The sequence below is a fragment of the Amycolatopsis sp. NPDC026612 genome (assembly GCF_040638285.1).
Classification (GTDB): domain Bacteria; phylum Actinomycetota; class Actinomycetes; order Mycobacteriales; family Pseudonocardiaceae; genus Amycolatopsis.
On record NZ_JBEZYB010000072.1, the window covers coordinates 1 to 22,836 of the forward strand.

The following is a 22,836-nucleotide window of genomic DNA, read 5'->3' on the forward strand; positions in this document are numbered from 1 at the left end:
TGGCCTTCGGTGCGTCAGACGCACCGAAGGCCACCTTGGGGCGCTTAGTGGTCACCGACGGCAACCACTTAGGCCGAGGCCGGGACCGCCGCGGCGCGGGGAGAGTGGCTGAAGCGCAGCGCGGCCACCGCCGTCACCGCGATCCCGGCCGCGGCCAGCAGGACCGCCGTGCGCAGACCGTCCACTGTGGCCAATCGCAGGGCTTCGCCGGACAGCCCGTGCGTGCCCGCGTTGGCGACCGCGACGAACACCGCCAAGCCCACCGAGCCGCCGACCTGCTGCGCCGTCGAGGCCACGCCGGAGGCCACGCCCTGGTCCCCGGCCGGGATGCCGGCCGCCGCGGCGCCGAACATCAGCGTGTAGCCCGCGCCCTGGCCCAGGCCCAGCACCACCAGCGCCGGGACCAGCGCCGGGTAGGACGCGTCCGCCGTCATCGACAGCCCGAGCAGCACCGCGCCCGCTCCGCCGGTGACCAGGCTCGCCACCAGCGTCCGGCGGGTTCCGTAGCGGGTGGCCAGCCGGCCCGCGATCTGGGAGCCCGCGGCGATCGCCAGCATCGGCACGCCGAACGCCAGCCCGGTCGCCAGCGCGCCGTAGCCGTGGACGCCCTGGAAGTAGCCGGTCAGGAAGTACAGCAGGGTGCCGAACGTGCCCATGTAGAGGAACGTGACCACCACGCCGGTGCCGAGGTTGCGTTCCTTCACCAGCCGCATCGGGAGCAGCGGGTCGCGGCCCCGGCGTTCGATCACCGCGAACGCGCCCAGCAGCGCGAGTCCCACCGTCGCCGTCCCGAGGACCACCGCCGACGTCCAGCCCAGCTCGGGGCCTTCGACGAGCGCGAACACGACCAGGGTGATGCCCAGCGTCGCGGTCAGCGCGCCGGCGAGGTCGAACCGGCGGCCGGGCTCCCGGGCGGGATCCGCCGCCAGCAGCGGAAAGGCGAGCACCGCGGCGGCCGCGGCCAGCGGGACGTTCACGAAGAACACCGCCGCCCAGCCGGACGCCTGCGTCAGCACGCCGCCCAGCAGGGACCCGAGGACCATCCCGCTGCCGCCCGCGGTGCCCCACACCGCGAACGCGCGGTTGCGCTCGCGGCCCGCCGCGAAACTGGTGCTGACCAGGGTCAGCGTCGCCGGGAAGAGCAGTGCGCCACCGAGGCCCTGCCCGGCGCGGGCCGCGACGAGCAAGCCGGGGCCCGCGGCCAGGCCGCCGAGCAGGGACGAGCCGGCGTAGAGCGCGCAGCCCAGCGCGAAGACCCGGCGCGGGCCGAACAGGTCGCAGGCCCGTCCGCCCAGCAGGAGCGCCCCGCCGAAGGCCACGGCGTAGGCGCTCACCACCCACTGCAGGCTCTGGGCGGTGAATCCGAGGTCGCGGCCGATGTCGGGCAGCGCCACGTACACGATGTTGTAGTCGAGGGAAATGATCAGCTGGGCGAACGCGAGCAGGGCCAGCACCGCGGCCGGGCGGCGGCTCATCGGGCGGCCCGCTCGTCCGTGCCGGGCACCTTCGCCGTCGTGATGGCGATGCGGTTCCACGTGTTGATGGTGAAGATCAGCGCGAGCAGCTGGGCCAGCTCTTCTTCGCCGAACTGGCCGGCGGCTCGGGCGTAGACGTCGTCGGGGACGCCACCCGCGATGAGCGTGACGGCTTCGGTCAGGGCCAGTGCGGCCTGCTCCTTCTCGCTGAAGAAGCCGCCTGCCTCGGGCCACACCGCGACCATGTGCAGGCGCTCCTCGCTTTCCCCTGCCTTGCGGGCGTCCGAGGTGTGCATGTGCAGGCAGTACGCGCAGCGGTTGAGCTGGGAGGCCCGGATCTGCACCAGTTCGACCAGTGCGGGGTCGAGTCCGGCGCGGGCGGCGGCGTCGAAGCCGATCAGGGCCTTGAAGGCCTTCGGTGCGGTCTTGGCGAAGTTCACCCGGTTCGTCATGATTCAAAATCTAGGGCCCCGTTGACCCGCGTGTAGGGTGCATTTCCGTGTCGGAATCGTGGGTCAATTCGGGGGAGCGGCTCGGCGCCGACCTGCACCTCGAGCTGGCGGGTCCCGGGGGCAAGCGGGCCGCGCTCATCGCCGCCCTGCGGGACGCCGTCCGCGCCGGGCGGCTCGCGCCGGGCACCCGGCTGCCGCCCTACCGGTCGCTGGCCGCCGACCTCGGGCTGGCCCGCAACACCGTCGCCGACGCCTACGCCGAGCTGGTCGCCGAGGGCTGGCTCACCGCCGTCCAGGGGTCCGGCACCCGGGTCGCCGAGCGCGCCGAGCCCCTCCACCCGGCCCGGACGCCGAAAAAGGCTCCGGGAGCGACGGCCCCGGTGCACAACCTCCGGCAGGGTCAGCCGGACGCGACGTCGTTCCCGCGCACCGAATGGCTCGCGGCCGCGCGCCGGGCGCTGAACGTGGCGCCCCACGACGCTTTCGGCCCCGGCGATCCCCGCGGCCGCCCGGAGCTGCGCGAGGCGCTGGTGCAGTACCTCGCGCGCGCCCGCGGCGTGCGGACGGCGCCGGAGCGGATCGTCGTGTGCTCGGGGTTCGCGCACGCCCTGCGGCTGCTGGTCCCGGCGGTGCTGCCGGGGCCGCTCGCCGTCGAGTCCTACGGCCTCGCGTTCCACCGCGCGATCTTCGCCGCCGCGAAGGTGCGCACGATTCCCCTGCCGCTGGACGAACACGGCGCGCGCGTCGAGGACCTGACCGCACCGGCCGTGCTGCTGACCCCCGCGCACCAGTTCCCGACCGGCGGCCCGCTGCACCACGACCGCCGCACCGCGGTACTCGGGCACGTCCGGGCGACCGGCGGCGTGCTCGTCGAAGACGACTACGACGGCGAATTCCGCTACGACCGCAAGCCGGTCGGCGCGGTCCAGGGCCTGGATCCCGGTCACGTCGTCTACGCCGGTTCGGTCAGCAAGAGCCTGTCGCCCGCGCTGCGCCTCGGCTGGCTGGTGCTGCCCGAGCACCTCGTCGAGCGGGTGCTGGCCGTGAAGGGCGAGCGCGAGGCGTGGGCGAGCACGCTCGACCAGCTCACCCTGGCCGAGTTCCTCGCCTCCGGGGCGTACGACCGGCACATCCGCCGGATGCGCCAGCGCTACCGCCGTCGGCGTGACCAGCTCGTGGCGGCGCTCGCCGAGCGCGCGCCGCACGTCACGCCCACCGGGATCGCCGCCGGCCTGCACGCCGTGCTCCGCCTCCCGCCGGGCACCGAGAAAGCCGCGCTGAAGGCCGCGGCCTGGCAGGGGCTCGCGCTGGACGGCCTGGCCGCCTTCCGGCACCCGGGCAGCACTATGTCCACAATGGACGGACTGGTGGTCGGCTACGCGACCCCGCCCGAGCACGCCTACGCCGCGGCCCTCGACGCGCTGTGCCGCGCGCTGCCGCCCGCGTGAGACCTACCCGACGATGTCGATCTCGAACGGCTCGGACGAGCTGTAGTTGATGTCGGCCCACACCGCACCCGGCAGGTCGTAGCGCCGGTGGGAAGTGAGCCTGGTGTTGTACCCCGCCGACTGGACGGGGTTGTGGCCGACGCCCTGGTGGTCGTTGCCCCAGGCGAAGATGTTGCCCACCCACATCGGCTTCGAGAAGCCGTCGCCGCCGAGCCGGGGCCGGATGACGACCGCCGCGCCGGGGCTGCCGGACAGGAACACCCGTACCGCGTTCTCGTCGGAGTTCGGCGGGGTGACGGTGATGCGCTCCATGATTTCCACTCCAGTCGAGACGGATCCGGTCCCGTCCACGCCGGGCCAGTAGTCGACGACGGACGACACGTCGTAGCCCGGTGCGACGTTCCCGCGGTACTGCTTGGCGACCGCGCCGTCGGGGATGGCGGGATCGCCGTTGTAGTGGGCGATCCAGTAGTGCGGTTCGGCGACCCCGGCGGCGGAGAAGGCCGCCCGCACCACCGGCCAGGTCGCGAGGTTGCAGTAGATCGTCGGGTCCGCGCCCGCCTCGCGGCGCATCCGGACCCAGCCCGGCGCTTCGCGCGGGTCCGCGTCGCCCTCCTCGACGTCGAGGACGTGCCCGTCGTTCGTCGCGGCCTTCTTGGCGATGGTGACCTTGATCGCCTGGGGAAAGCGCGCCCAGTCCGCGGGCGACCAGGGCGCCAGCCTGATGCGGTCGATGTAGCCCGCGACCATCCGGGCGTCGCCGGGGATGTTCGCGGCGGTGACCGCGTCGTACATGGTGCGCACGGTGGGCGTCTCCGTTCGGTGCCGTATCGCCGTTCCGGGGACGGCGAAATCATTTCCGCGATCCGCCATGGTGCAGTTACCCACGTGGGACGGTCGTCAAGCGGAAAACGTTACGCCGCATTGTCCATCACCAAAACGGCCGTAGCTCGCAATTCCTTCACCCCCGGCTCACGAGCCGATGGTGACGTTCCGCTTCCGGTACTGGCTTCCCGCTCACCCGGCTGGCAAGCTGCCAGCACCTCACGAGTGAAGGGACGTGCATGGCGGCACACCCGGCGCGGGCCCGGCGGATCGACGCACGGGTCGTCGTCCTCAGCGCGCTGCTCGTGGTCGCCCTGCTCGCCTGGGCCGGCGTCGCGTACCTGAAGGACCGGTGGGCCGGCAGCGGCTGCGACACCACCACCCAGGTGCACCTCACCGCCGCGCCGGACCTCGCGCCGGTGCTCGCCGCGCTCGCCCGGACCGTCCCCGAGCCGGACTGCTACTCCGTCGAAGTCACCGCGAGCGCCTCGCCGGCCACCGCGACCGCCCTCGAGGCGAACGGCGCGAATGGCCCGGACGTCTGGGTGCCCGAGTCGAGCACGTGGTTGCTGCAGGCCCGCGACGGTGGTGCGTGGAACCTGCCCGAGTCCGGCCAGTCGGTGGCGAGCTCGCCGGTGGTGCTGGCGCTGACCGACGACGTCGCGAAGCAGGCGGGCTGGCCGGCGAAGTCACCGTCCTGGTCGGACGTCCTCGCGGGAAGCCCGGTCGGGCTGCCCGACCCGGGCCGCGACCCGGCCGTCATCTCCGCGCTGATCGGCCTGCAGCAGCTGACCAAGGACGCACCCGACCCGGCCGCGGCGTTCACCGAGGAGATCCGCAGGCTGTCGGCGGTGAAGGAGCCGTTCACCGCGTGGCCGGCCTCGGAGCAGTCGGTGCTGGCCCGCAAGCTCGTCGCCGCGTACCCGGCCGCCGGTGTGCCGAACTTCGACTACCCGTACGTCGTGCTGCCGCGCGCTTCGGAGGCCTCGCGGTCGGCGGCCGAGCGGTTCCTGCGGCTCCTGCTCGACCAGACCGCCACCAGGGCGTTCGCCGACGGCGGGTTCCGGACGCCGACCGGGCAGCTGCTCGGCGACCGGTCGCCCGACACCCGCACGAACGCGGCACCGCGCCCGGCGGGCCCGCCCGCCCCCGAAGCGATGTACGGCGTGCTCCAAGCGTGGGCCGGGGCGAACCTCAGCGCCCGCGTGCAGGTGCTGCTCGACGTGTCCGGCTCGATGGCCGCCACCGTGCCCGGCACCGGCCGGAGCCGGATGGCCCTCACACTCGAAGCCGCGACGCAGGGGCTCGGGCTGTTCAAGCCGACCACCGAAATCGGCCTCTGGCTGTTTTCGACCAAGCTGGACGGCGACAAGGACTACAAGGAACTGCTGCCGATGCGGCCGATCTCCCAGCAGCTCGCCGTGGGCGCGGTGGCGACGCTGCAGGGGGTCAAGCCCAAGCCCGGCGGCGCGACCGGGCTGTACGACTCGATCCTCGCCGCGTACCAGAACGCCCGGCAGAGCTGGCAGCTCGGCCGGATCAACGTCGTCGTCGTGCTCACCGACGGGCGCAACGAGGACGGCGACTCGATCGGGCTGCCCGGCCTGCTCACCGAGCTGGGCCGGCTGCAGGACCCGCGCAAACCGCTGCCCGTGATCGGGATCGGCATCGGCCCGGACATCGACGCGAGCGAGCTGCGGCAGGTCTCGGCCGCGACCGGCGGCGAGTCCTTCACCACGCCGGACCCGCGCAAGATCTCCGACGTCTTCTACCAGGCACTGAGCAAGCTCATGTGCCAGCCGCCCGCCTGCAAGAAGTGAGTGAGGATCCCCGTGCTGCTGGAGACCGAAAAGCCCGCGCCACGGGCCCTCCGAAGACCGTCCGCCCTGGTCCTCGCCGCGTTCGTCGCCGGGGTGGTGCCGTTGGCGCTGCACACGTGGGCGGCGCTGCACGGGAGCTTCGCCCAGGACGACTTCGTCGTCACCTACCGGGCGGCCGCGGCCGGCCCGTTCGACCTCGGCTACCTGTTCCAGGACTACCACGGGCACCTGCAGCCCGGCGGGTTCTTCCTCGCCGCGGTGCTGACGTGGTGGGCGCCGCTGAACTTCCCCCTCCTGATGGCGCCGCTGCTGCTGATGCGGGCCCTCGCGACGGTGCTGTTCTGGTGCCTGCTGGTGCGCTGCTTCGGCCGCCGCTGGGCGATCCTGGTGCCGTTCACCGTCTTCACGGCGTCGACGTTGCTGCTGGTCCCGACGCTGTGGTGGTCGTTCGGTCTCCAGCTCGTGCCGGTGGTGCTGGCCACCGCGGGCGCCCTGCACGCGCACGTCCGCTACCTCGCCGACGGCGGCCGGTGGTGGCTCGGCGCCTTCGCCTGGACGCTCTTCGGCCTGGCCTTCTACGAGAAGGCCGCGGTGATCCCGGTGCTGCTGGCCGGGGTGACCGTCCTGCTCGGCCGTTCGTTCCGGGAGCACCTCCGCTACTGGGCGGGCCACGCCGTGCTGCTGGCCGGGTTCGCGACCGTCTTCTTCGTGGTGACGTCGAGCCAGGTCGGGCAGGGTGCGCAGCCGATGTCGGCGGGCACCGTCGCCGACCTGACCGGCCGGATGCTCGGGGACACGCTCCTGCCGGGCCTGGCCGGCGGGCCGTGGTCCGGCGCCGGTGCGGGGGCGACCTGGGCGCCGTTGCCGTTCGCGGTCGTCGTCGTGCTGCTGGCGGCCGCGCTGGGCCTGGTGATCGCCGGCGTGCGCGTCGGCGGCAGGCGGGCGGGGACCGCTTGGGTCCTGTTCGCCGCGCTGTTCGCCGTGGACGTCGCTCTGCTCGCGCTCACCCGGCTGCGCGAAGTCGGCCCGGCCGCGGGCGACGATCCCCGGTACGTCGCCGATCTGACGCTGGCGGCCGCCCTGTGCGGGGCCTTCGCCTTCCTGCCACCCGGGGGGACTGCGCCGTCCGGCCGTCCGCGTGAACGGCCGATCGCCCTAGTCGTCTGCGTGCTTCTGCTCGCCAGTTCCGCGGTGGGTTTCCCGCGCCTTTCCTCGCCGCTGCGGTTCGAGCATTCCGGGCAGTACGTCGCCAATGTGCGGGCGGCCGTCGCGGAAGATCCCGAACTGGTCTTCTACGACACCTTCGTCCCGTCCGATGTGGTGCACGAATGGTTCGGCACGGACTCGCGGGCCTCCCGGGTGGTCGGCCTGCTGCCCGGCACGCACTTCGACCAGCCGACGGGCCGCATGCACGTGCTCGACGCGACGGGCACCCCGCACCGGATCACCGGGGTGGACCCGGTTTCCCGCGGTGTGCCCGGGCCGGTCGCGAACTGCGGGTACACGATCGGGGAAACCCTGGTGCGCATCCCGCTGGACACCCCGGTCCTCGGCCGGTACCTGCTCAAGCTCGATTACTACACTTCGGACGGTGGCGAAGGGCTGATCGACCGGACACCGGTGTGGTTCCAGGCCGGGCTGCACACGCTGTACCTGCCGGTGGACGGCCTCTTCGACCACGTCGGCGTGCAGCTGTCGAGCCCGGGTGCGCCGGTGTGCGTCGCGAAGGCCGAGGTCGGGAAGCCGGTGACTCAGTAGGGGTCGTACGGGCTGTCGTGGCCGGCCAGCCGGGCGAGCGGCCGCAGCCGCAGCCGCAGCAGCACCTTGATCCCGACGTTGCGCAGGAACCACGGCAGCTGCGCCAGCACGCGCACACGGTCCGCCGTGGACGGTGGGGTCAGCCGGAACCGCGCCAGCGACGTGGCCCGGTCCACATAGGTGTACCGGCGTCCGAAAAGGACCTTCGCGATCGTGCCGAGCGTGACGCCGATGGAGGAAAAGCAGTCGTGGACCAGGATTTCGGCACCCGACGGCAGGTGGGCCGACCAGCGCAGGTCGTCGGTGTAGGTCCAGTAGTCGTGCTTGCCGTCGATGTAGAGCAGCTGGATGGGCCGGCGCCAGTCAGGACGCAGTTCCGTGCTGTACCCCGCGACGAGCTCGACCACGTCGTCCAGCCCGGCCCGGTGGATGTTGCGCTCGAACAGCTGCCGCGTCGGCGATCCGCCGAACAGCCTGCCGTCGACGAACGGGTCGACCGCGATCACCGTGGCCCCGACCGTGCGGGCGGCCGCGCCCAGGACGATCGTGGACCGGCCCTGGTGGCTGCCGATCTCCAGGATGACGTCGCCCTTGCCGAGGCGGCGCGCCGCCTGCCACAGCGCCTCGCCCTGCGCGCGTGTCATCCAGCCCTTGACCGGCTCGGCCATGGCCCACGCGTCGGCAAAACCGTCCGCCGTAAGTTCGGTAGAGATGGCGCACCTGTCCAGGGGAAGTCGGGGGGCCGGAAATTCGTCGGCACATGGTAGCCAGGTTTCGGCTTAGTATCTACCGGATGGTAACCAGCACCCGCGAACGCACCCGGGACGACGCCCCGCCTTCGGGACGCGACCGGAAGTTCTCGCCGGGTGCGTTCCTCCGCCGGCCGAGCACCTGGATCGTGCTGGCCCTGACCACGTTGTCGTTCCTCCAGCTGCCGGGGAAGACGACGTTCGACACCAAGCTCGACCTCGCCGTCGACCCGCTCGCCTTCCTCGGCCGCGCGCTGCACCTGTGGAACCCGCAGGCGACGGCGGGGGAACTGCAGAACCAGGCGTACGGCTACCTCTTCCCGATGGGCCCGTTCTTCGCGTTGTGCCAGGCCACCGGCGTGCCCGCGTGGATCGCGCAACGGCTGTGGGGCGCGATCCTGCTGTCGGCCGCGTTCGGCGGTGCCCTGCTGCTGGCACGGGCGATGAAGATCGGCACCGAGCGCACGCGGCTGATCGGCGCGCTCGGCTACGCCCTCGCGCCGCGCATGCTGACCGAAATCGGGGGGCTGTCCGCGGAAATGCTGCCCGCGGTGCTGCTGCCGTGGGTCCTGGTGCCGCTCGTGCGGGCCGGCGCGATCGGTTCGCCGCGGCGGGCCGCCGGGCTGTCCGCACTGGCCGTGTTGTGCATGGGCGGCGTCAACGGCGCGATGATCGTGATGGCCCTCGTCCTGCCGGGACTGTGGCTGCTGACCCGCCGCTGGACGCGGGCGCACGTCGAGCTGGTGCTGTGGTGGTTCGTCTTCGTCGTCGGCGCGACGCTGTGGTGGATCCTGCCGCTGCTGCTGCTCGGCGAGTACAGCCTGCCGTTCCTGGACTACATCGAGTCCGCGACGAACACCACCGCGCCGATGTCGCTGTTCGAGGTGCTGCGCGGGACCAACCAGTGGGTCGCGTACGTCGTCCAGGGCACGCCGTGGTGGCCCGGTGGCTGGTCGCTGATCGACAACCCGGTGCTGATGCTCGCCACCGGGCTGGTCGCCGGGGTGGGCCTGCTCGGGCTGACCCGGCGCGGCCTGCCGGAACGGCGGTTCCTCGTGCTCGGCGTGGCCACCGGGCTGACCCTGCTGACCGTCGGTTACGTCGGCACGCTCGACAGCCCGCTGGCCGAGCAGGTCCGGCACCTGCTCGACGGGCCGCTCGCCCCGCTGCGCAACGTGCACAAGTTCGAGCCCGTGCTGCGGCTGCCGCTGATGCTGGCGTTCGTGCACGGCATCTCGAGCCCGCTGAAGTCGCCGCGGCGCTTCCTGCGGCCCGCACTGGGCCTGCTGCTGGTGCTGGTGATGGCCGCGCCCGCGTGGCTGCTGAACCTGCGGTCCGGGCCGGGCTGGGACGACGTGCCCGGTTACTGGTACGACGCGATGGGCTGGGTCGCCAAGGCCGATCCGAACGCGCGGACGCTGCTGCTGCCGGCCACCGGCTTCGGCGAGTACGACTGGGGCCGCACGGTCGACGAGCCCGCGCAGGCGATCGCGCGGAGCCCGTGGGCGGTCCGCAACCAGGTGCCGCTGGGCTCCGAAGGGAACACGCGGCTGATGGACTCCGTGGACGCGGCACTCGCCGACGGCCGCGGCGATCCCGGGCTCGCCGCGCTGCTCGCGCGCTCCGGCTACCGGTTCCTCCTGCTGCGCAACGACATCGAGCGCGAGCGGACCGCGGCCCCGCCGATCGCGACACTGCGCGCCGGGCTGGCGGGTTCGCCGGGCATCGCCAAGGCGGCCGGGTTCGGTCCCCTGGAGATCTACGAGGTCAAGCAACCGGTGCCGCTCGCCACCGCGACGGCGGCAACGGACGTCCCGACGGTGAGCGGCGGTCCGGAGAACCTGCTGCCGCTGATCGACTCCGGCCAGCTCGACCCGGCGACGCCGACCGTGCTGACCGGCGACGGCGGGTCGCCCGGCGGCCCGCGGCTGGTGACCGACGGCCTGCGCCGGGCCGAGCGGAACGTCGGCGGCGTCCGCGACAACCTCAGCCAGACCCTGACCGCGGGCGAGGCGTACCGCCAGCAACGCGCGGCGGGCGACCTGCTGCCGTTCCCCGGGCAGGAGCACCAGACCGTGGCCGCCTACCGGGGCATCCGCTCGGTGACGGCGTCGACGGCGGCGTCGTTCGCCGACGCCTTCGGCGGGTCCGATCCGGGGCACCAGCCGTTCGCCGCGATCGACGGCGACCCGCGCACGGCGTGGCACTCGTCGTCGTTCACCGGGCCGATCGGCCAGTGGCTCGAGGTGGAGCTGGACACCCCGCGGCTGGTGAACCAGGTGAACCTGGAGATGGTGGACGACCTCCGGGTGGGCTGGCCCGCCACGCGGATCCGGATCACGACCGACAACGGCTCGGTCGACCAGCAGGTGATCCGCGGCGCCGGGCCGCACGACTACCCGGTGGCCGGCGGGGTCACCCGCAAGGTGCGGATCACGCTGCTGTCGCTGGTGGTCGGGCGGCAGGACGGGAACGTCGGCATCGCCGAGCTGAAGATCCCCGGCACCGAGCCGCAGCGTGCCCTGGAAGTGCCCGCGGACCTGCCGACCGGCCCGGCGCCCGGGTTCGCGTTCACGCGTGGCGCGCAGCCGCGGTACGCGTGCCTGCCCCTCGGCGATGCCGTGCGGTGCGATGCCTCCGACACCCGTGACGGCGAGGAACCGGACGGCGTCCGGCGGCTGTTCAGCACGCCGGCCGAGGAGACGTACCTGGTCGGCGGCTCGGTGCTGCCGGCGGGCGGCGGCCGCAACCCGGTTTCGCTGCCGGGGGTCACCGTGGCGTCGACGTCCGAGCTGGGCGGCGACCCGGCGGCGGACGGGATCGCGGCCGTGGACGGCGATCCGGGCACGACGTGGCGCCCCGACGTCACCGACCTTCGGCCGACGCTGACCCTCGGCTGGTCGTCACCGAAGCGGATTTCGGGGCTGCGGATCGGGGTTTCGCCGTCCACCGGGGCACGGGCGCCCCGGCAGGTGGAGCTGGCCGGCCGGGCCGGGACGCGGACCGTGCAGCTCGACGCGAGCGGGTCCGCGTCCTTCGAACCCCTGGACACCGACCAGCTGCAGATCGTGCTCCCCGGCGACGACGACGATCCCGCGGCGCGCGCGGTGGTGGGCATCGGCAGCCTTTCGCTGTCCGGCACGCCGGACTTGCTGCCCGGGCCGGATCCGGCGTTCACCGTGCCGTGCGGCTCGGGACCGAACGTCCACCTGGACGGCCTCGACTACCGGACGTCGGTGCAGGGCAAGCTGTCCGACCTCATCGCGCACCGGCCGCTGGCGCTGGGGATGTGCCGGGACTCCGAGGGCGGCATCGCGCTGCCCGCCGGCGGGCACGAGCTGCGGACGGACCGGTCGGAGTCGTTCGTGGTGCAGGACCTGTGGCTGCGCCCGGTGCACGCCGGGACCGCGCCACCGGTGCACCGCGCGGTGCAGGTCGGCGACTGGGAAGCGACGTCGCGATCGGTGCAGGTGGGGCCGGGCGTGGAAGCCGTGCTGGCGGTCCCGGAGAACGCGAACGCGGGCTGGGAAGCCACTTTGGACGGTCAGGAGCTGACGCGTACCCGGGTGGACGGCTGGCAGCAGGCGTGGATCGTCCCGGCGGGCGCGGGCGGGGTGGTGTCGCTTTCGTTCACCCCGGACGCGCACTACCGCCTGAGCCTGCTGATCGGCGCGGCCGCGGTGCTGGCGCTGCTGGTGGGCGTGGCCTGGCCGGCCCGCCGCCGGCGCTTCACGATCTCGGCGGGCGGCGGGGCCGTGGTGCCGGTGGTGCTGATCGGCCTGCTGGTGGCGCTGGGCGGGATGCTGCCGGTGGTGCTGCTGATCGCCTGCCTGCTGGCCCGCCAGTTCTCGGAGCGGGCCCCCCGGTACCTCGCGTTCGGCGGCATGGTGGTGGCGGCGGTCGTCTCGGTGACGGGCCGCATCCTGGGCCACGGCCAGGACTGGGCCTACGGCCCGGTCACCCAGGCGGCCCTGCTCCTGGCCGCCGCGGCCACGGTGGCCACGTGCGTCGACTGGTTCACCCGCAAGCAAAACCCCACCGACCCCCCAACGAGCCCCGAACCCCCGTAATCAAAGCTGTACCCCACGTGACTGGACCCGGATCCCACGTGATCAAAGCCGAAACCCGCGTGACTGGACCCGTGACTCGCGTGATTGAAGCCGTAACTCGCGAGATCCGGCCCCAATCACGCGAGATCCGGCTCTGATCACGCGAGTTCCGGGCCCAGTCACGTGGGTTTCGGCTCTGGTCACGTGGGATTCGGGGCTGGGGCCGGGCGGCGGGAACGGAGTTCCAGGACCGCGCCCGCGGCGGCCAGAGCGCCGGCGCAGCAGGCCGCCGCCGTGACGACCTGGGTGGCCGAGCCGTGCAGCCACGTCGTGATCAGCACCGTCTCGACCCCGACCGCTGACCACATCAGGACCGTCACGCGGCGGTCGCCGTCCGCCAGGCGCGCGTACAGCAGGATCTGGACGAGCGCCAGCAGCGACCCCGCCAGCGCGAACGGCCACACCGGCAGCGTGCTCCCGGCGTACCGCGACCCGCCGATCAGTGTCAGCAGCGACGGGCCCAGTACGAGCGAAACCAGCAGCACCACCGCGTCGAGACCGGCGCACACCGCCAGCGCCACCGGCAGCACGCGGCGACGGCGGTCGGAGACGGCGAACCGGGGGAGCACCAGTACTCCCACCGCCTGCGGCAGCCAGTACGCGATCTTCGTGACGATCGCCCCGAGCGCGTATTCTCCCGCGGCCCCGGCCGGCAGTGTGTGGCGAGCCAGCACCAGATCCAGGTTCACCAGCAGCACCAGCGCCAGCATCGCCTGCGCGGTGTGGAGCACCTCGCCGCCGTGGCGGTCGGCCCAGCGGGGACGCGGGCGGCCGCAGATCTGCCAGCCCGCCACGACCACCACCAGCGACCCGAGCGCGGCTCCGGCCAGCGCCCCGGTGGGGGAACCCGAGACGACCAGACCCACCACCGAACCGCCGACCTTGCCCGCACCCTCCAGCGCGATCAGGCCGGACAGCACCGCGAACCGGTGGCTGCCCTGCAGGAGGCCGTGGAACAGCCCGAGCAGCGTCAACGGCCCGAGTGCGGCCGTCACCAGCAGGGCCGGCGTCAGCGAGCCCAGGTGCAGCAGGAGGACCAGCAACGGGCTGAGCGTCAACGCCGCCGTCGCGACGATCCCGCTCGTCATCAGGCCCAGCGCGAAGAGCGACCCGGTGTGCCGCGCGGGCGAGCGCGCCACCCGCAGCGCCACCACCGTCTGCAGGCCCATCGCCGGGACGACGCCGATCACCAGCACCGCCAGCAGCGAACTCAGCTCCCCGAACGCCCCGGGGGCGAGGATCCGCGCGGCCGCCAGGCTCAGCACGTAACTGGCCGCGTTGTTGCCCGCGAGCGCCAGCGAGACGAGGATCGCCGCGACCCGGTTGCCGGTCCGGGCCGGGACTTCGGTGTCTACGCTCAACGGGGGGCTCCCATTACCGGCGAGTAATGACCAGGGACCCTAACCGCGCACGCAACGGAAAGGAAGGGCCGTGGACGCACCGGGCAGGCGGCTCGTCCTCCCTGTGCTGTCGGCGGGGCTGGCGTTCGCCGTCTGCGCGCCCCTGCTCGGCCGCGGGTTCGTCCTGAGCTACGACATGGTGTTCGCGCCACGGCAGTACTTCGTGCCCGACGCCTTCGGGCTCGGCAGCACACTGCCGCGGTCCGTCCCCGCCGACGCCGCCGTCGCGCTCGCCACGACCGTGCTGCCGGGCGACATCGTCCAGAAGATCGTCCTGCTCCTGGCCATCTTCTTCGCCGCTCTCGGTGCGGGACGGCTCGTGCCCACCGAACACCAGGGCACCCGGCTCGTCGCGGCGACGGCCTACGCGTGGACGCCTTACGTCGCGGAACGGCTGTTCATCGGCCACTGGCCGCTGCTGCTGACCTACGCGTGCCTGCCCTGGATCGTCGAAGCCGCGCTCGCGGCGCGGAAGCACGAGCCGAACTCCCTGCCGAAACTGGTGATCGCCTGCGCCCCGGCCGTCCTGACCCCGCCGGGCGGCGTCCTCGCCGCCGCCGTGCTGGTCGTCGCCGCCGGTTCGCGACGGCTCTGGCAGACGGTCCCCCTCGCCGTCGTGCTCAACCTGCCCTGGCTGGTGCCGACGTTCCTCAACGCCGGCGGCACGTTTTCCGACCCGGCCGGCGTCACGGCGTTCAGCGCCCGCGCCGAAAGCTGGGGTCCCGCGCTGCTGAGCGTGCTGGGGCTGGGCGGCATCTGGAACGCCGAGACGGTGCCCGGCAGCCGGGCCGTGCCGCTGGTCCCGGTGCTGACGCTCGTCGTCGTCGCCCTCGCGATCGCCGGGCTCCGGCCGCTCGCCCGACGGTGGGGGAAGGCACCGGTCCTCTCGTTGACCGGCCTCGGTGTCGTGGGCGTGGTCCTGGCTTCGCTGGCGACGTTGCCGGGCGGGGCCACGCTGCTCACCGCCGCGACGCGGTACCTGCCCGGCGCCGGGTTGCTGCGTGACGCCCAGAAATGGGTGGCGTGGTGGGCGCTGCCGCTCGCCTTGGGCTTCGCGCTGGCCGTCGAAGCCGCCGCGGCGAAACTGAAGACCGCGCGGGGACGCGTCGCCCTGGTGACGGCGGCGGCCGTCTTCCCGCTGCTCACCATGCCGGACCTGGCGTGGGGCGGCTGGGGACGGCTCGGCACCGCGCAGTACCCCGCCGACTGGGAGGCCGTGGCCCAACGGCTCGATGACCGGCCCGGTGACGTGCTGGCGTTGCCGCTCTCGGCGTTCCGCGGGTTCGCGTGGAACGGCGACCGCACCCAGCTCGACCCGGCACCGCGCGCGTTGCCGAAACCCGTGCTGATGGACGACACCCTGCAGGTCGGCGCCGAACGCATCGCCGGCGAGGACCCGCGGATCGGCGACGTCCGCGCCGCGACGTCCGCGCTGGAGCTGACCGAAGCCGGCGTCGGCTGGATCCTCGTCGAACACGGGACACCCGGCTACGTCGACCCGCGGCTGCTCGCCGGTGCGACGCCGGTGTGGTCGGGTGACTGGCTGACGCTGTACCGGACGCCGGGTGTGCCCGTGGTGAAAGCGATCTCGTGGACGCCCGCTTTGCTGGCGAACGGAGTAGCGCTCGCGTTGCTGTGCGTCGCACTGTTGTGCCGGATGTTACCGATGCGTACATTGGGCCGCGGCAGGATTCTCCCGCCGCGGAAGGAGTGACTCGTGGGCACGGTCATCGGCGCGATCGTCGCCGTCATCATCGGCGGCGGGGTGGCGACCGGGGCGGGTTTCGCCCTCATCCAGAACGCTGACCCGGACACTGCCGCCCCGGTGCAGCAGAAGCTCAACGCGCAGGTGAAGTACAACCCTGCCGACCACCCGCTCAAGCTCTACGGGGACCGCTGACGCGTGACCCGGCTCGCCTCCGACCACGCCCAGCGCGTCGTCGGGTTGTACGGCGACCCCACCGTTTCGTGGAGCATCCTCCTCGAAGCGGAACTCGGCGCGGCCGCGCCGGAACCGGAAAAGCTCCGGGCGCGGCTGGCGGCCGCTGTCCGGGAGTACCCGCACCTCGGTGCGGTGCCCGGGATCGTGCGGACCACCCCGGCGGAACTGCCGTCCGTCCGCGATCGCTTCGCCGCGGCGCCGTACGAACGCGCTGAACCCCTGGTCCGCGTCGCCGTCTGCGCCGGCGAGCCCACCTTGCTCATCGCCGCGCACCACGGCGCTCTCGACGGCCTCGGCCTGCTCTCGCTGCTCGGCGTCCTCCTCGACGTCCCGGTTTCCTCGGGGGCGCGGGGGATCGGCGAACGCACGGGTGGCAAACCCTTTGCCCTTTCGGCGGTCCAGCGGCTCGCTGAGGCGCTTTTCGCGCCACCGGGCCGGATCACCCCCGACCGTGCGCGCGAAGCCGCTGGAGACGTCTTCGCGGCCTGCCACGTGCCGCGGCTGCGGCTGGGTGCCGCGGGGTTCGTCGCGGCCGCCGCCCAGGCCACCGAACGCTGGAACCGCGCGCACGGTGCCCGCACCGCCCGCGTCGTGGCCGCGCTGGGCGCGTCCCGCCGGTCCGGCGCCGCGCCGGAACCGGTGCACGACAGCGCGTTCTTCCGCCTGCGGCTGGGCCGCGGCACGGACGCCGCCACCGCGCTGGCGGCCCAGCCACCGGAACCGGACTTCCCCGCGCGCAGCAGCCGGGTCGCCCGGCTGGGCACCCGGCTGCTGGCGAGCAGGCTCGGCTCGACGTTCCTGGTGTCGAACCTCGGCGTGGTGTCCACCGGGGACACCGTGCGGTCGCTGGCGTTCTACCCGGCCGCGAGCGGCCGCTCAGGCGTGGCGTTCGGCGCCGCGAGCACCGGCGGCACCACCACCGTGACCGTGCGCGCCCGCCGCAAGGACTTCGACGCGCTCGCCGCCGCCCGGTTGCTGGACGAATTCCGGGATGCGGTAGGGGATCAGGCGGTGCCCGAGCAGGACCCGCGGGCGGGGCGCCTGCCGTCCGGCGACGTCCCGCACGAGTGACTCGAACTGCGCGGCACTCGCGTCCCAGCTGTACTGCCCGGCCCGCTCGGCGCCCGACAGGCCCATTTCCGCGCGCCGCAGCCCGTCGGCGAGCAGGCCGTCGACCTGGGCGGTGAAATCGTCGAAGTCGTCGGCCAGCAGGCCGGTGCGGCCCTCCACGATGGACTCGGTGACGCCGCCGGCGGCGCGGTAGGCGACCGAGGGCACGCCGTGCGCCGCGGCCTCCATGATGACGATGCCCCAGCCTTCCTTGACCGACGGGCACAGGTGCAGCCACGACCGCGCGAGGATCTCGTGCTTGGCCTGCTCGTCGACCCAGCCGTGCAGGACGACCCGGTCCGCGACCCCGCGCGAAGCCGCGTGGGCGCGCAGCACCTCTTCCCACGGGCCTTGGCCGACGACCTCCAGCCGCAGCGACGGCCAGCGCCGCGCGAGCTGCGCGACGACGTCGATGGCGTGCTCGATCCGCTTGTGCGGCACCAGTCTGCTCACCGCGACCAGCATCGGCTCGCTCTCCCGCTCGGACGCGCACGGCGGGGGTGCGTCGAGGCCGTTCGGCACCACCGCGACGCGCTCGCGCTCGACGCCGAGCTCCGCGAGTTCCGCCTTGGTGACCTCGGAAACCGTGACGTAGCGGCAGGTGCGGAACAGCCGGGGCGCCAGCCGTGACTCGATCCACCAGCCGACCCGGCCCAGCGTCTCGCCGAGCGCGCTGATCCACTGTTCCCGGTGGACGTGGTGCACGAGCACCAGAACCGGGCAGCCGGCGACCAGCCGGGCGAAGAACGGCATGCCGTTCTGCACGTCGACCACGAGGTCGGCACGGGCGCGGCGGATCGCGCGCAGCGCGTGCACGTAGACGCCGAACTTGTTGCCCCGCCGCCGGTAGCGGACGCCGTCGCGCCACTCGCCGTCGGTCGCGCCCGGGTAGGCGGCGCACTGGATCTCGACCCGGTACCCCGCTCTGGCCAGGCCTTCGGCCATGCGCTCGACGTACCGCTCCGAACCGCCGCCTTCGGGGTGGCCGGTGTCGCGCCAGTTGACGAGGAGCACACGAGGACGTTCCATCGGGGTTATCCAAACTTTAGCGACGGTGCTAGGTTACCGGTGCGTACACCCTAGATGAACGTATTCGGGAAAGCGACGGTTCAATGGTAGGTAATCCGGTTCTCGCCGCGACGGCGCAGCCGCATCGCGCCACGCTCCGTCGTTCCGTGACCCTGTTCCGGACATTCCTCACCGAACAGACCGACCCGGACGGCTTCTATTCCGCGCTCGCCGCCGACTCCGTCCGCCAATTGGCCGCGCACACTCCGCTGTCCGGCCGAACGGTGCTCGACGTCGGTGGTGGCCCCGGCTATTTCTCCGACGCCTTCCGCGCGGCAGGCGCGGCTTATCTCGGCCTGGACCCCGACGTCGGCGAGCTGTCGGCGCGCGGCGAGCCGGGGGAGAACATGATCCGCGCCAGTGGCACGGAACTGCCGGTGCGCAGCGGATCCGTGGACGTCTGCTACTCGTCGAACGTGCTGGAGCACGTCAGCGAGCCGTGGGTCATGCTCGACGAGATGTGCCGGGTGACCAAACCCGGCGGCACGGTCTTCGCGTCCTTCACGCCGTGGTATTCGCCGTGGGGTGGGCACGAGACCGCGCCGTGGCATTTTCTCGGCGGTCACTACGCCCGGCAACGTTATGCGAAGAAACTCGGGAAACAGCCGAAGAACAAATTTGGGGAAAGCCTCTTCCCGGTTTCGGTTGGCGCCGCGCTTCGCTGGGCGAAGGCGACGCCGCTCGCCGATCTGGTGGCCGGTTATCCGCGGTACCACCCGAGCTGGGCGATGTGGATGGTGCGGGTTCCCGGCCTGCGGGAAATAGCGTCCTGGAATCTCGTTCTGGTGTTGCGACGGCGTTGATCGAGGGGGCTCCGGCACCCGGAGCCCCCTCCAAAAAATCAGCGGTCGGCGCCCACCGGCACCCGCTGCCGTCGCCGCGGCGGGGCCGGCGGTGCGGCCGGACGGCGGCGGATCAGCAGGTAGAGCGCGACGAGGATCAGTACCCCGCCGCCGATGCCGAGCCAGAGCGGGCCGGTGCTCGACAGGAACTGCAGCTTGCCCCGGTTTTCGTCGATCTGGTCGACCATCTGCGCGATCGTCTTGCCGTTGAAGGCCAGCGTCCCGTCGAACACGACGGTCGGGGTGCCGATGCCGGTGCGCAGTTCCTGGTGCTGCTGCTGTTGTTGCTTCACCTCGACCCCGGTGACCGGCTCCACCCACATGGTGTTGACCCCGCGGTAGTAGAGCTCGGCGTCGACGCTCGCCCCGGCGGCGCCGACGAGCGAGCCGGGCACCGCCTTCGTGTCGATCTTCGTGTCGGGGATGTTCTGGACGAACTTGTAGGTCTCGATCCCGTTGACCGTCTCGGTGCCCGTGTACCGGGCCGTGACCGCCTTACCGGTGTTGTCGTCGTAGACCTGGTAGTCCTTCTGCTCGGTGTCGAAGGGGAACTTGAAGTTCAGGCCGGGCTGCGGCTGGTAGATGATCTCCTCGGGCGGCTTCTGGCCGTCCTTGTCCGCCTTGTCCTTGAGCTTGGTGATGTAGCTGCTTTCCTTGGTGCACTTCGGGTCCCCATCCCCACGGGGGTCGTACCCCTCGGAAGTGCGCCGGTCGAAGCAGACCTGCCGCTTGCTCGCGCTGAGCACGGTGCCGTCGGCGTCGTCCTTGACCTGCACCGCGAGCAGCCAGACCGCGTAATCGGTGTCCTGGTGCATCTCGGGCCGGGCGAAGTTCGCCTGCACGCGGGCGGTCGCGGTCAGTTTGGCGTTCTCGCGGATCTCCGTGACCGGGCCGGTGCCCTTGTCGGTCACGGCCAGGACCTTGCTCGCGGTGCCCTCCAGCACCGACATCGAGTCCTGGTCCAGCGGCACCTTGGCGAGCTTCGGGTAGACGTAGGTCGGCAGCAGCACCGCTCCGGCAACCGCGAAAACCCCCAGCGCCAGCAAGATCAGGCTGAAAGCTCGTCGCAACGGTCCTCCTGGGTCGTACTACGGACACGCAAATTACCCGGCGGTAATCAGGTGCCCGGATAGTGGCCTGCGCCACGTCGCGCGTCAAAGTGTGACCGGCGGTCACAGACACGCGATGCGACCGGAAGGCGGCATGAGTGCACCCGTTCGGACCAATCGGCCAAAGATGTTTGTTCCCGGGCACAACGGGCATGCGACGACCATCGGACGATCCTCCCGCCGCCGCGCCGGATCGCTAAGGAGAACTCCCCTTTTGTCCCAGGACCCTTCGATGGTCGCCATCGCGGCCACCACGCGCTGGCGGGCCCGGATCGTGGCGGCCGCCGCGAGCGCCGGGATCACCCTCGCCGACCCGCTGGCGGGCGTACCCGGCATCCGGGTGCTGACCTGTGCCCCGGGTGACCTCGGGGCGATCGTGCCCCGGCTCGTCCGCGACGGCGAACCGCCCCGTCCGGCGATCGGTGCCCACTCCGACTCGATCGCCGACCGGGAGCTGCGGGACGCGGTGGCGGACGTCGCGGCCCTGCTTTCCCTGCACGGGAACGTGGTGCTCGATCTCGACGCGGGCGGACGGCGGCGCCGTCCGGTGCGCCCGGACGTCGTCGTCTCGGCCGGGGTCGACCGTCCGCAGTGGACGGAGCCGGCGGTGACGCTCCCGGTGGGGCGGGACCGGCGAGGGGGGCCGCTGACGGTGGCGCTCACCGCGGGTCCGGGTTTCGAAGCCGCGCTGCTGGAGCTGGCGTGCTTGGTCGAGGCCGACGCGGCTTAGCTGCGGGTACCCCCGTTGACCTGGGCTAACGCTCGTCGTCGACCCACTCGAGCAGGTCGCCGGGCTGGCATTCGAGCACCCGGCACATGGCTTCCAGGGTGCTGAAGCGGACCGCCTTGGCGCGGCCGTTCTTGAGCACGGCGACGTTGGCCGGCGTGAGCCCGACCTTCTCGGCGAACTCCCCGACGCTCATCTTGCGCTTGGCCAGTTCGACGTCGATGCGCACGACGATCGGCATCAGATGACCGCTTCCAGGTCGGACCGCAGGGCGGTGGCCTGGCGCAACAGCGCCCGCAGGACCACCATCAGCAGGCCGATCACGGTGACGCCCGTGGTCACCAGGAACAGCAGCATCGGCATCCCGGGGTCGTCCGCGTTGAAGCCGACGAACACCAGCATGCCGGCGAGCACCAGCCACGCGGCGGCCACGGCCCAGACGATCGCGTCGACCCACTTCAGGGACGCGCTGGTGAAGATCCGGTCCTTCTTGACCAGGGTCAGCAGCTTCCAGGTGGCGACGACCACCACCTCGACGCAGAGCACCAGGAACACCGCGATGGCGGTCAGCGGCCAGCGCAGGTCGGCGTCGTGCGGGTTCTGCTGGGTGTGGTAGGCGATGCCGCCCGGCAGCGAGAGCGTCTGGAAGACGACGAGGATGCCGAACAGCACGACGAGGAAGACCCGGAGCGCGGCCACGGCGCGTCTTTCGGTGAGCATGCGACGACTATCGCCGCCTATCTATCGAAAGTCAATCGGTAGTTGGCGATCTACGATGGCTCCGGGTCCAGTCGGACCGATTCGAGCGCGACGTACAGCTCGCCGATGTCGACGGGGTCGGTGAGGTCGCGCTTGGTCAGCTCCTGCACGCGGCGCAGCCGGTAGCGGACGGTGTTGGGGTGCACGAACAGCCGGTCCGCGGCCTCCTTCGCCGAGCCGTGCCCGCCGAACCACGCGAGCAGCGTGTCGAGCAGGACCTTGCGTTCCGCGCCCGGCAGGGCGAGCACCCCGGCGAGGGCCGACCGCACGACGTCGCGGGCCATCCCCGGCGCGGCGGCGACCAGCGTCGTCACCGGCGAGTCGCCGAACACCACGACGCCCGCGGTCGCCGACGGCAGTGAGCGGCGGGCGATCCGGGCCCGGTGCAGGGCGTCCGGGACGTCGGGGAACCCGGCGAACGGCCTGCTCATCCCGGCCGCCAGTGGCAGCGACCCCAGCACTTCCCGCAGCCGCCGGAGGTCCTCGATCCGGTCGATCGCGACGAGGCCCGCCTCGCCGCCGGGCCGCCAGGCCGACCGCCAGCGCCGTGCCCGCAGCAGCGCCTGGACGGAGTCGTGCTCGTCCGGCTCGACGCGTTCGGTGACCACGGCGACGAACATGCCCGCGGTCGGCAGGCCGAGCTCGCGGGCGGCCGCCTCCATGGCCGCCTGGCTCGTGAGCCGGCCCCGCAGCAGGTCGTCCAGCAGCCGCGCGTTCGCGTGCGACGGCTCGGCCGCGACCTCCTCGTACGCCGTGGTCAGCGCTTCGGAGTAGAGGTCGATCGCCTTCCAGACGTAGGAGTTGATCTCGATCGTCCGGGTCGGGTTGAGGAACTCCGGGCCGGCGAGCTCCAGGAGGGCTTCGTAGACGAAGGTGCCGCCGATCCGGAACGCGCGCAGCACGGCGGGCAGCGGGATGCCTTGGCGCGCCTGGACGAGCCCGGTCTTGCGGGCGGCGTCGAGGGCCAGGCCGCGGCCTTCGGCCAGCGCCGTCAGCGCGCGCTCGAGGTTGGCCCGGCAGACCTGCCGCAGTTCGCCGGGCGCGACGTTTTCCACCTGCCGGTAGAACTCGTCCTGCTCGCCGAGCAGCCGAGCGAGGCGATCGGCGAACTCGGGCAGTCTGGCCAGCATCTCGCGCAGGAGCTCGCGGTGTTCGCGAGGAACCGGCCTGGCCAGAGCTTCGATGCCCATTCCCTACCTTAGCTCGGGCGCGCCGCCCGGACAGGCGCGAAGTTGAGCAAAAT

General features: G+C 72.5%; 18 protein-coding genes. 8 read left to right on the forward strand and 10 right to left on the reverse strand.

The genetic code is table 11. The features are described from left to right. Positions 1-68: 68 nt before the first annotated feature. The gene (locus AB0F15_RS36815; RefSeq protein ID WP_360280980.1) at positions 69-1,475 is read right to left on the reverse strand and encodes an MFS transporter; all 1,407 of its coding nucleotides are present in this window, start codon (positions 1,473-1,475) and stop codon (positions 69-71) included. Continuing rightward, entirely contained in the window at positions 1,472-1,927 is a 456-nt protein-coding gene (locus AB0F15_RS36820; RefSeq protein WP_360280982.1) for a carboxymuconolactone decarboxylase family protein, read from the reverse strand. Before AB0F15_RS36820 ends, AB0F15_RS36815 begins: the two co-directional genes overlap by 4 nt. Positions 1,928-1,974: 47 nt before the next feature. On the opposite strand from AB0F15_RS36820, the gene AB0F15_RS36825 reads away from it, so the two are divergent. Further along, on the forward strand, positions 1,975-3,375 hold the full coding sequence (locus AB0F15_RS36825; RefSeq protein WP_360280984.1) for a PLP-dependent aminotransferase family protein: 1,401 nt from the start codon (positions 1,975-1,977) through the stop codon (positions 3,373-3,375). A 3-nt stretch (positions 3,376-3,378) separates the two neighbouring features. Here the strand turns inward: AB0F15_RS36825 and AB0F15_RS36830 are convergent, their stop codons facing one another. After that, positions 3,379-4,179 (reverse strand): hypothetical protein, encoded by an 801-nt coding sequence (locus tag AB0F15_RS36830; RefSeq protein WP_360280986.1) that lies wholly within the window; start codon positions 4,177-4,179, stop codon positions 3,379-3,381. Between the two features lie 260 nt (positions 4,180-4,439). On the opposite strand from AB0F15_RS36830, the gene AB0F15_RS36835 reads away from it, so the two are divergent. Together AB0F15_RS36835 and AB0F15_RS36840 are read left to right on the forward strand one after the other, a co-directional pair. Beyond that, positions 4,440-6,020 (forward strand): substrate-binding domain-containing protein, encoded by a 1,581-nt coding sequence (locus AB0F15_RS36835; protein WP_360280988.1) that lies wholly within the window; start codon positions 4,440-4,442, stop codon positions 6,018-6,020. Further along, complete coding sequence (locus tag AB0F15_RS36840; protein ID WP_360280990.1) at positions 6,021-7,778, forward strand: hypothetical protein; 1,758 nt, start codon at positions 6,021-6,023, stop codon at positions 7,776-7,778. It begins immediately after the preceding gene. Here AB0F15_RS36840 and AB0F15_RS36845 read toward each other — a convergent pair. Continuing rightward, positions 7,772-8,446, reverse strand: a complete 675-nt coding sequence (locus AB0F15_RS36845; RefSeq protein WP_360280992.1) for a class I SAM-dependent methyltransferase — start codon at positions 8,444-8,446, stop codon at positions 7,772-7,774. The two genes, AB0F15_RS36840 and AB0F15_RS36845, sit on opposite strands and share 7 nt — an antisense overlap. A 125-nt stretch (positions 8,447-8,571) precedes the next feature. Between AB0F15_RS36845 and AB0F15_RS36850 the strand changes: the two genes are divergently transcribed. Beyond that, entirely contained in the window at positions 8,572-12,597 is a 4,026-nt protein-coding gene (locus tag AB0F15_RS36850; protein WP_360280994.1) for an alpha-(1->3)-arabinofuranosyltransferase family protein, read from the forward strand. Between the two features lie 179 nt (positions 12,598-12,776). Here AB0F15_RS36850 and AB0F15_RS36855 read toward each other — a convergent pair whose 3' ends face one another. Next, on the reverse strand, positions 12,777-13,997 hold the full coding sequence (locus AB0F15_RS36855) for a polysaccharide biosynthesis protein (protein WP_360280996.1): 1,221 nt from the start codon (positions 13,995-13,997) through the stop codon (positions 12,777-12,779). Between the two features lie 70 nt (positions 13,998-14,067). Between AB0F15_RS36855 and AB0F15_RS36860 the strand changes: the two genes are divergently transcribed. Further along, a complete protein-coding gene (locus AB0F15_RS36860) occupies positions 14,068-15,750 on the forward strand; it encodes a hypothetical protein (protein ID WP_360280998.1) in 1,683 nt (560 codons plus the stop codon). Between the two features lie 3 nt (positions 15,751-15,753). Beyond that, complete coding sequence (locus AB0F15_RS36865) at positions 15,754-15,936, forward strand: hypothetical protein (RefSeq protein WP_360281000.1); 183 nt, start codon at positions 15,754-15,756, stop codon at positions 15,934-15,936. 918 nt (positions 15,937-16,854) lie between these two features. Here the strand turns inward: AB0F15_RS36865 and AB0F15_RS36870 are convergent. Further along, positions 16,855-18,102: a glycosyltransferase family 4 protein gene (locus AB0F15_RS36870; protein ID WP_360281046.1), complete on the reverse strand. Its 1,248-nt coding sequence runs from the start codon at positions 18,100-18,102 to the stop codon at positions 16,855-16,857. Positions 18,103-18,263: 161 nt separating this feature from the next. On the opposite strand from AB0F15_RS36870, the gene AB0F15_RS36875 reads away from it, so the two are divergent. Then, positions 18,264-18,959 carry a class I SAM-dependent methyltransferase gene (locus AB0F15_RS36875; RefSeq protein ID WP_360281002.1) on the forward strand — a complete coding sequence of 232 codons (696 nt, stop codon included), beginning with the start codon at positions 18,264-18,266 and terminating at the stop codon, positions 18,957-18,959. Positions 18,960-18,997: 38 nt separating this feature from the next. Here AB0F15_RS36875 and AB0F15_RS36880 read toward each other — a convergent pair whose 3' ends face one another. Continuing rightward, positions 18,998-20,068: a DUF3068 domain-containing protein gene (locus tag AB0F15_RS36880; RefSeq protein WP_360281004.1), complete on the reverse strand. Its 1,071-nt coding sequence runs from the start codon at positions 20,066-20,068 to the stop codon at positions 18,998-19,000. A gap of 271 nt (positions 20,069-20,339) precedes the next feature. On the opposite strand from AB0F15_RS36880, the gene AB0F15_RS36885 reads away from it, so the two are divergent. Further along, positions 20,340-20,837 carry a hypothetical protein gene (locus AB0F15_RS36885; RefSeq protein WP_360281006.1) on the forward strand — a complete coding sequence of 166 codons (498 nt, stop codon included), beginning with the start codon at positions 20,340-20,342 and terminating at the stop codon, positions 20,835-20,837. Between the two features lie 25 nt (positions 20,838-20,862). Here the strand turns inward: AB0F15_RS36885 and AB0F15_RS36890 are convergent, their stop codons facing one another. Genes AB0F15_RS36890 through AB0F15_RS36900 form a run of 3 tightly spaced genes read right to left on the reverse strand, consistent with a single transcriptional unit; the run spans position 20,863 to position 22,783 of the window. Further along, a complete protein-coding gene (locus AB0F15_RS36890; protein WP_360281008.1) occupies positions 20,863-21,075 on the reverse strand; it encodes a helix-turn-helix transcriptional regulator in 213 nt (70 codons plus the stop codon). Continuing rightward, positions 21,075-21,554 carry a DUF2975 domain-containing protein gene (locus AB0F15_RS36895; protein WP_360281010.1) on the reverse strand — a complete coding sequence of 160 codons (480 nt, stop codon included), beginning with the start codon at positions 21,552-21,554 and terminating at the stop codon, positions 21,075-21,077. Before AB0F15_RS36895 ends, AB0F15_RS36890 begins: the two co-directional genes overlap by 1 nt. Before the next feature lie 50 nt (positions 21,555-21,604). Continuing rightward, on the reverse strand, positions 21,605-22,783 hold the full coding sequence (locus tag AB0F15_RS36900; RefSeq protein ID WP_360281012.1) for a helix-turn-helix domain-containing protein: 1,179 nt from the start codon (positions 22,781-22,783) through the stop codon (positions 21,605-21,607). Between the last annotated feature and the right edge of the window lie 53 nt (positions 22,784-22,836).

What these genes read in the sequence shown, in the direction of transcription:
- AB0F15_RS36815 (WP_360280980.1), bottom strand. Translation starts at nt 1,475, where the DNA reads ATGAGCCGCCGCCCGGCCGCGGTGCTGGCCCTGCTCGCGTTCGCCCAG.
- AB0F15_RS36820 (WP_360280982.1), bottom strand. Translation starts at nt 1,927, where the DNA reads ATGACGAACCGGGTGAACTTCGCCAAGACCGCACCGAAGGCCTTCAAG.
- AB0F15_RS36835 (WP_360280988.1), top strand. Translation starts at nt 4,440, where the DNA reads ATGGCGGCACACCCGGCGCGGGCCCGGCGGATCGACGCACGGGTCGTC.
- AB0F15_RS36845 (WP_360280992.1), bottom strand. Translation starts at nt 8,446, where the DNA reads ATGGCCGAGCCGGTCAAGGGCTGGATGACACGCGCGCAGGGCGAGGCG.
- AB0F15_RS36850 (WP_360280994.1), top strand. Translation starts at nt 8,572, where the DNA reads ATGGTAACCAGCACCCGCGAACGCACCCGGGACGACGCCCCGCCTTCG.
- AB0F15_RS36885 (WP_360281006.1), top strand. Translation starts at nt 20,340, where the DNA reads ATGGTCGCCATCGCGGCCACCACGCGCTGGCGGGCCCGGATCGTGGCG.
- AB0F15_RS36890 (WP_360281008.1), bottom strand. Translation starts at nt 21,075, where the DNA reads ATGCCGATCGTCGTGCGCATCGACGTCGAACTGGCCAAGCGCAAGATG.
- AB0F15_RS36895 (WP_360281010.1), bottom strand. Translation starts at nt 21,554, where the DNA reads ATGCTCACCGAAAGACGCGCCGTGGCCGCGCTCCGGGTCTTCCTCGTC.
- AB0F15_RS36900 (WP_360281012.1), bottom strand. Translation starts at nt 22,783, where the DNA reads ATGGGCATCGAAGCTCTGGCCAGGCCGGTTCCTCGCGAACACCGCGAG.